The sequence below is a fragment of the Streptomyces sp. MK37H genome (genome assembly GCF_018035285.1).
Taxonomy (GTDB): Bacteria; Actinomycetota; Actinomycetes; order Streptomycetales; family Streptomycetaceae; genus Streptomyces; species Streptomyces endocoffeicus.
The window spans coordinates 1-7,035 of sequence record NZ_JAAAYH010000453.1 but is presented as its reverse complement, the minus strand read 5'-3'; the positions used below and the strand labels follow the sequence as shown (position 1 = coordinate 7,035).

The 7,035-nt window shown below is 73.2% G+C and carries 6 protein-coding genes; 5 read left to right on the top strand and 1 reads right to left on the bottom strand.

Annotation, left to right across the window (positions count from 1 at the left end):
- Nucleotides 1-182 precede the first annotated feature (182 nt).
- The 4 genes from GWI24_RS37530 to GWI24_RS37515 all read left to right on the top strand — a co-directional run bounded on the left by GWI24_RS37530 (nucleotide 183) and on the right by GWI24_RS37515 (nucleotide 4,488).
- Nucleotides 183-872 (top strand): urease accessory protein UreF, encoded by a 690-nt coding sequence (locus GWI24_RS37530; RefSeq protein WP_210950519.1) that lies wholly within the window; start codon nucleotides 183-185, stop codon nucleotides 870-872.
- 46 nt (nucleotides 873-918) lie between these two features.
- Nucleotides 919-1,614, top strand: a complete 696-nt coding sequence (gene ureG, locus GWI24_RS37525; protein ID WP_210950518.1) for an urease accessory protein UreG — start codon at nucleotides 919-921, stop codon at nucleotides 1,612-1,614.
- A 158-nt stretch (nucleotides 1,615-1,772) separates the two neighbouring features.
- Nucleotides 1,773-2,717, top strand: a complete 945-nt coding sequence (locus tag GWI24_RS37520) for an urease accessory protein UreD (protein ID WP_374103388.1) — start codon at nucleotides 1,773-1,775, stop codon at nucleotides 2,715-2,717.
- Nucleotides 2,718-2,844: 127 nt separating this feature from the next.
- Nucleotides 2,845-4,488 carry an alpha/beta hydrolase gene (locus tag GWI24_RS37515; protein ID WP_210950517.1) on the top strand — a complete coding sequence of 548 codons (1,644 nt, stop codon included), beginning with the start codon at nucleotides 2,845-2,847 and terminating at the stop codon, nucleotides 4,486-4,488.
- Nucleotides 4,489-4,612: 124 nt separating this feature from the next.
- On the opposite strand, the gene GWI24_RS37510 is transcribed toward GWI24_RS37515, so the two are convergent.
- A complete protein-coding gene (locus GWI24_RS37510) occupies nucleotides 4,613-5,674 on the bottom strand; it encodes an NAD(P)-dependent oxidoreductase (RefSeq protein ID WP_210950516.1) in 1,062 nt (353 codons plus the stop codon).
- A gap of 264 nt (nucleotides 5,675-5,938) precedes the next feature.
- Here GWI24_RS37510 and GWI24_RS37505 point away from each other — a divergent pair.
- Nucleotides 5,939-7,035, top strand: a 1,097-nt coding sequence (locus GWI24_RS37505) for an ATP-binding protein (RefSeq protein WP_210950515.1), incomplete at its 3' end; no start/stop codon positions are given.

The following is a 7,035-nucleotide window of genomic DNA, read 5'->3' as shown; positions in this document are numbered from 1 at the left end:
GGGCCGGTCAATGGTCGCCCGCGGGCGAAGCACCTGGCGGGGTTCGGGGTGATGCCCCCGGTGGGGGCGCCGCTCCGGTCCCCCGGGCCCCGGGTGCGCCGTCACCGGGCGGGCCGGATCGGGCCGGTTCGGGGGCGGAGGACGTGGCTGTAGGGCGTGCGTTGGGTGCTGGGGCGCGGGCCGTGCAACGGGGGCCCGGTGGGGTCGCTGCGTTGCTCGTTCTCGCCGATGGGCGGTTTCCCGCCGGAGGGCATGCGCATTCCGGCGGTGCCGAGGCCGCCGTCGCGGCGGGCCGGATCCATGACGCGGCCTCCCTGGAGGCGTTCTGCCGGGGGCGGCTGCACACCGCTGGGCTCACCGCGGGCGGGCTCGCCGCCGCGGCCGCCGCCGGGCTCGACCCGCTCGCGCTGGACGATGCTGCCGATGCCCGTACCCCCAGCCCCGCGCTGCGGGCCACCGCCCGGCGGCTCGGGCGCCAGCTGATGCGCGCCGCCCGCGCCACCTGGCCGTCGCCCGAGCTGGACGCCCTGGCCGCCGCCCGGCCGCGCGGGGCGCATCAGCCCGTGGTGCTCGGACTCACCGCGCGCGCCGCCGCGCTGGGGCCGCCGGACGCCGCGTACGCCGCCGGGTACGAGGCGGTGAGCGGGCCCGCGACCGCCGCCGTACGGCTGCTGAGCCTCGACCCCTTCGACGCCACCGCCGTCCTCGCCCGCCTCGCCCCCGAACTGGACCAGGTCGCGGCGCGGGCCGCCGAGGCGGCACGGCGGGCCCTCGACGAGGGCCTCGGCGCGCTGCCCGCCGCCTCCGCACCGCTGCTCGACATCGCCGCCGAACAGCACGCCACCTGGTCCGTACGCCTCTTCGCCTCGTAACCGGGCCCGCGCCGCCCCGCCCCCTGCTGGAACATCGGAGCCGTTCATGCATCTCGACCACGCGGACACCTACCCCCCGCGCCACACCTACGGCGCCACCGGCCCGCACCGCCCCGACGGCAGCCGCCGCGCGCTGCGCATCGGCCTCGGCGGACCGGTGGGCTCGGGCAAGACCGCGACCGTCGCCGCGCTGTGCCGGGCGCTGCGCGACCAGCTCTCCCTCGCCGTGGTCACCAATGACATCTACACCCGCGAGGACGCCGAGTTCCTGCTGCGCAACGCCGTACTGCCGCCGGAGCGCATCACCGCCGTGGAGACCGGCGCCTGCCCGCACACCGCGATCCGCGACGACATCTCCGCCAACCTGGAGGCGGTCGAGGAGCTCGAGGAGACCGTGGGCCCGCTCGATCTGATCCTGGTCGAGTCCGGCGGCGACAACCTCACCGCGACGTTCTCCAAGGGCCTGGTCGACGCGCAGGTGTTCGTCATCGACGTCGCGGGCGGCGACGACATACCCCGCAAGGGCGGCCCCGGCGTGACCACCGCCGATCTGCTCGTGGTCAACAAGACCGACCTGGCCCCCTACGTCGGCTCGGACCTGGCGCGCATGGCCCGCGACGCCGAGGCCCAGCGCGGTGAACTCCCCGTCGCCTTCACCTCCCTGGTCGCCGAGGACGGCATCCGCCCCATCGCCGACTGGGTCCGTACCCGCCTGGCCGCCTGGACAGCGGCCCCGGCATGACCCCCGCCCCGGACGCCGCGCCCGGGGCGAGTGGCGCACCGCCACACCCCGTGCCGCGGACGCCCGGGCGCGCCCCGGAGCGGGAGGCCCCGGACATCAGGCGCGGCCTGGCCGCCTCGGCTACGGCGGCCGCCTCGGGTGCGGCGGGCACCGCGGATGTGGCGGGCACCGCGGATGCGGCGGGCGTCTCGGGTGCGACCGGCTCCGCAGGTGCGGCGGGCACCTCAGCCACGTCCTGCGCCTCGGGCGCGACGCGCATCTCGGGTGCGACGGGAACCTCACGTACGACGGAAACCTCACGTACGACGGAAACCTCACGTACGACGGGAACCTCACCAACAACGGGCACCTCAAGCCCGTTCGTACGGGCCACCGCCCGTCTCGTCGCCGAGGCGGACGGGCGCGGCGGCACCGCGCTGCCCGTGCTCGCCGGGGACGGGCCGCTCGCGTTGCGGCGTACCCGGGGCGTGGGTGCGGAGGCGTGTGTCACCGTGGTCGGGGCCATGAGCGCGCCCCTCGGCGGCGATCGGATCGCCCTGGAGGCGACCGCCGGGCCGGGCGCCCGGCTGCGCATCGGTTCCGCCGCGGCCACCATCGCGCTGCCCGGGCGGGCGGCCGGGCCCGCGCATTACGAGATCCGGCTGACCGTCGCCGACGGCGCGACCCTGCACTGGCTGCCCGAGCCCCTGATCTCCGCCCACGGCAGCGAACTGCTGATGACCACCCGTGTCGAACTCGCCCCCACCGCCCGCCTCGTGCTCCGCGAGGAGCAGATCCTGGGCCGCACCGGCGAATCCCCGGGCCATCTGACCAGCCGCCTCACCGTCCACCGCGCCGGGCGCCCGCTCCTCGACCAGGAGCTCGCCTACGGCCCAGGCGCCCCCGGCTGGGACGGCGGCGCGGTCCTCGGCGGCCATCGGGCGGTGGGTCAGCTCCTTGTGGTCGACCCGGTCTATGGCACTCGTCCCATCACGCCCCGCCGCCTCGCCGAGACCGCCGTCCTCACGCCGCTGACCGGCCCCGCCGCCCTCGCCACCGCCGTGGCCCCGGACGCCCTCCACCTCCGCCGGGCCCTCGATGAAGCGGTCGCCGCCGTGGGTTGATGTTCACGTCTTGATAAAGAAACGGCGGTTTGCCCTGTACTCGGCGGTAAGCAAGACAGAAGAATCCCCCTGACACTTTGTGATCATTGCCGCTCCTGGCGGCGCAACAAAGCAGGGGGATGACTAAGTGAGACGCACAGCACTCTTCGGCGCGACCGGCGGTGTGATCGCCGGTGCGCTGATAACCGGTGCGCTGGCCGCCCCCACGGCCGGGGCCTCGGAGCGGACGCCCGGCGGGGCCGCCGAGGCCCGTGGGGCGGCGGTGGCCGCCGCCAAGGCCGCGAAGAAGGGCATCGACTGGACGGACTGCCCGGCTGACTGGGGGCTCGCCAAGCCCATCCAGTGCGGCTATGTCACCGTGCCGCTCGACTACGCCAAGCCGAACGGCCGCACCATCAAGCTCGCGGTGGACCGGATCGCCAACACCGGCTCCGCCTCCGAGCGGCAGGGCTCGCTGATCTACAACCCGGGCGGGCCCGGCGGCTCCGGGCTGCGCTTCCCGACCCGGGTCACCACCAAGAACCCGCTGTGGACGAAGGTGTCGAAGGCGTACGACTTCGTCGGCTTCGACCCGCGCGGGGTGGGCCACTCCACGGCCATCTCCTGCGTGGATCCCCAGGAGTACGTCAAGGCCCCGAAGCTGGACCCGGTGCCCGACAGCGAGGCGGACAAGCGCGTCCAGCGCAAGCTGGCCCGCGAGTACGCTTCAGGGTGCAAGGAGCGCAGCGGCTGGATGCTGCCGCAGATGACGACGCCCAACACCGCCCGGGACATCGACGTCATCCGGGCCGCGCTCGGCGACAAGAAGCTCAACTACCTGGGCGTCTCCTACGGAACGTACATCGGCGGGGTCTACGCGACACTCTTCCCGACCCATGTGCGCCGGCTGATCGTGGACAGCGTGGTGAACCCCTCGCGGGAGAAGATCTGGTACCAGGCCAACCTGGACCAGGACGTCGCCTTCGAGACGCGCTGGAACGACTGGAAGGCGTGGGTGGCCAAGAACGACGCCGCCTACCACATCGGCGACACCCCGGCGAAGGTCCAGAAGCAGTGGGAGAAGCTGCGCGCGGCCGCCAAGAAGAGCCCCATCGGCGGGGTCGTGGGCCCGGCCGAGCTGCTCGGGTTCTTCCAGAGCGCTCCGTACTACGACTCGTCGTGGGCCACCGTAGCCCAGGTGTGGAGCGACTACCTCGGCGGCGATGAGAAGGCGCTGGTCGAGGCCGCGGGCCCGGACATGTCCGACACCGCGGGCAACATCGCCTCGGAGAACGGCAACGCCGTCTACACGGCCGTCGAGTGCGCCGACGCCAAGTGGCCGACCAGCTGGGCGAAGTGGGACCGGGACAACACCCGGCTCCACCGCGACTACCCCTTCCTGACCTGGTCCAACGCCTGGATGAACCTCCCGTGCGCCACCTGGGGAGCCAAGCAGGGGACCCCGCTGGAGGTGGGGGCCGCCAAGGGGCTGCCCAAGACGCTGATCGTGCAGAGCACCCGTGACGCCGCGACCCCGTACGAGGGCGCGGTGGAGCTGCACAAGCGGCTGAAGGGCTCGCGCCTGGTGACCGAGAAGGACGCCGGTTCGCACGGGGTCACCGGTCTGGTGAACCCGTGTGTCAACGACCGGGTGGACGCCTACCTGCTCAAGGGCACGGTGGACGCCCAGGACGTGACCTGCGCCCCGCACGCCACGCCGGTGCCCGCGAAGTCGGGCGCGTCCGCGAAGGACGCGAAGGCCGCCAAGGAGGCGGCCGCCGTCGTCAAGTAGTCGGCGGTACGCGGTGATGGGCCGGGCCCGTGCGTTCCCCGCACGGGCCCGGTTCCGTTTGTCCGCCGCCCGCGCCAATAAGGGCGCACGCCCCGCGTCCATCACGCCGTACGCCCCGCGTCGATCAGGGCGCGGGGGAATTCCCGCCGCCCCGCAGCCACGCGTCCTCGGCCGCGTAGTCGAACAGATCGGTCATCGGGTCGTAGGCGGCGGCCATGTCGGGGAAGGCCGTGCGCCAGTCCGGGGTGGTCGCCAGCCGGTCCGTCAGCCAGGCGACGGTCGCCGGGAGCGATTCCGCATAGCCGGTCACCGGGCGGTAGCCCAGCTCCCGTTCGGCCGCGGACATGTCGTAGACGATGGGGTGGGCCAGGCTCCAAGGGGTGCTGCCGACATGCGGATGCGGCGGCTCCCCGTCGACCAGCACCAACTCGCTGCGCACCTCCAGCACCGCGTCCACGGCGGTGGCGATGTCGGCCACCGTCGGGGCCTGCGGATCGCCCGCGTTGAGCACCCGTGAACCGGGCCGGTGGGCGGCCAGCCGCACCAGCTCCGCGATGTTGTCGACATGCACCGGATGGAACCGGCTGCGGCCGCCGTACGCCAGGATCCGCACCGGCCGCCCGTCCAGTGCCCGTTTGACGAAGTACAGCTCACGGGGGGTGCGGCAGTGCGGGCCGTGGATCGCCCCGGCGCGCAGCAGGGTCGTCGGCAACCGGTCCCCGGCGGCCAGCAGTTCCCGCTCCAGCGCCACCTTCCGGCCGCCGTAGCCGTCGCTGGGCGGGACGGTCCGCTGGGACTCGGGGAGCGGCACCGGATAGCGCGGGGCGCCGTCCGGCCGGTCCTGGGTCCCGAAGCCCCGGCCCTGGTCGTCCTCGTACACCGCTCCGGTGGAGATCACCACCGCCGATCCGATCCGGTCGGCGAGCCCCAGCAACTGCCGTGCGTGCGCCCGGCCGTAGGCGACGCAGTCCAGCACCACATCGCAGCCGTCGCCGATCAGCGCGGCCACCGCGGCGTCGTCGTCCCGGTCCACGGCCACGCTCTCCACCGACCCGGGCCAGGTCTCGTCGCGGCCCCCGCCGCGCGAGGCGGCCCGCACCCGCCATCCCTCCTCGGCGAGGGCGCGCACCGCCGCCCGGCCGATCTGCCCCGTCGCCCCGATCACACATGCGCTCCCAGTGCTCATGCCGGGACGCTAAGGGCCCGGGCGCCACGCTGCCCAGACTCCTTCGCCATGAGCAGATTCGCCCTCGGCCGATCATTCACGGTCAAAGGTTGAGTGCAGATGATCGCTTTTCTGCGCTCTTTGAATTCACCGTGATGCATTCCGAAGAAAAAAGCATCTTCGATTCATGCGACGGTGAAACCGCTATGCTCCAGGGCCCATGACGGGCTGGTTCATCGCCCGCATTTCGCACTCATTTCCTCTTCGCTGTTTTTAAGGATGCCCATGGTTTTCGCCGGCACCTCTTCCGGAGGCGGCACCTCACCCGGAGGCCGACGGCCCGCCTCCACGCTCGTATGGGTCATCCCTCCCGCCGCGATGGCGTTCTGCGCGGCGCTGGCCGTCGTCGTGGTTCCGTCCGGGGCGCGGGCCATGGTCGCCTGGTGCGGAGTGGCGGCGACGCTCGCCGTGGCCCTCGCGGCGGCCGAGGCGATGCGCCGCGGCCGGCTGATCACCACGCTGCGCACCCGGCTCACCGCCCAGGATGCCGAGCTGCGGCAGCGCCTGGCGGCCCAGGAGGCGGAGATCCGGCGGCTGACCCGGGAGGTGCTCCCCGCCACGGTGGCCCGGCTGCGGCGCGGCGCCATGGTGCACGAGGCGATGAAGGACGTCGACTACGCGCCCCGTCTCGACCCGGACTTCGACGCCGCCCACGAGCAACTGCTGCGGTGGGTGCTGGACACCGTGCGGACCGAGGAGGACCTCAGGGACGCGGCCCAGCGGGCGTTCGTCAACATCGCCCGCCGGGTGCAGGCCATCGTCCACCAACAGGCCCAGGACATGCGGGAGATGGAGGACAAGCACGGCGCCGACCCGGACGTATTCGAGGATCTGCTCCATCTGGACCACGGCAACGCCCTCATCGGCCGGCTGGCGGACTCCATCGCGGTCCTGGGCGGCTCCCGCCCGGGCCGCCAGTGGCAGAAGGAGGTGCCGCTGTTCAACGTCTGCCGTGGCGCCATGTCCCGCATCCTCGAGTACGAGCGGGTGGATCTGCACTCGGTGGCGGACGTCGCCATCGTCGGCCCCTCGGTGGAGCCGCTGATCCACGCCCTCGCCGAACTGCTGGACAACGCCACCCGCTATTCGCCGCCCAAGACCCGGGTGCACCTGACCGCGATCGAGGTCCAGTCCGGGGTCGCGATCGAGATCGAGGACGCCGGGGTGGGCCTGTCGGAGGAGGCGCACAGACGCACCGACGCGGTGCTGCTCCAGGCGGCCACCGGATTCGACCTCAACGACCTGGGCGAGACACCGCGGCTCGGCCTGGCCGTGGTCGGCAGACTCGCCGTGAGGTACCGGTTCCAGGTCTCGCTGCGGCC

Excerpts from the sequence above, each read along its gene's own strand:
- ureG (WP_210950518.1), top strand. The coding sequence starts at position 919 with ATGCATCTCGACCACGCGGACACCTACCCCCCGCGCCACACCTACGGC.
- GWI24_RS37510 (WP_210950516.1), bottom strand. The coding sequence starts at position 5,674 with ATGAGCACTGGGAGCGCATGTGTGATCGGGGCGACGGGGCAGATCGGC.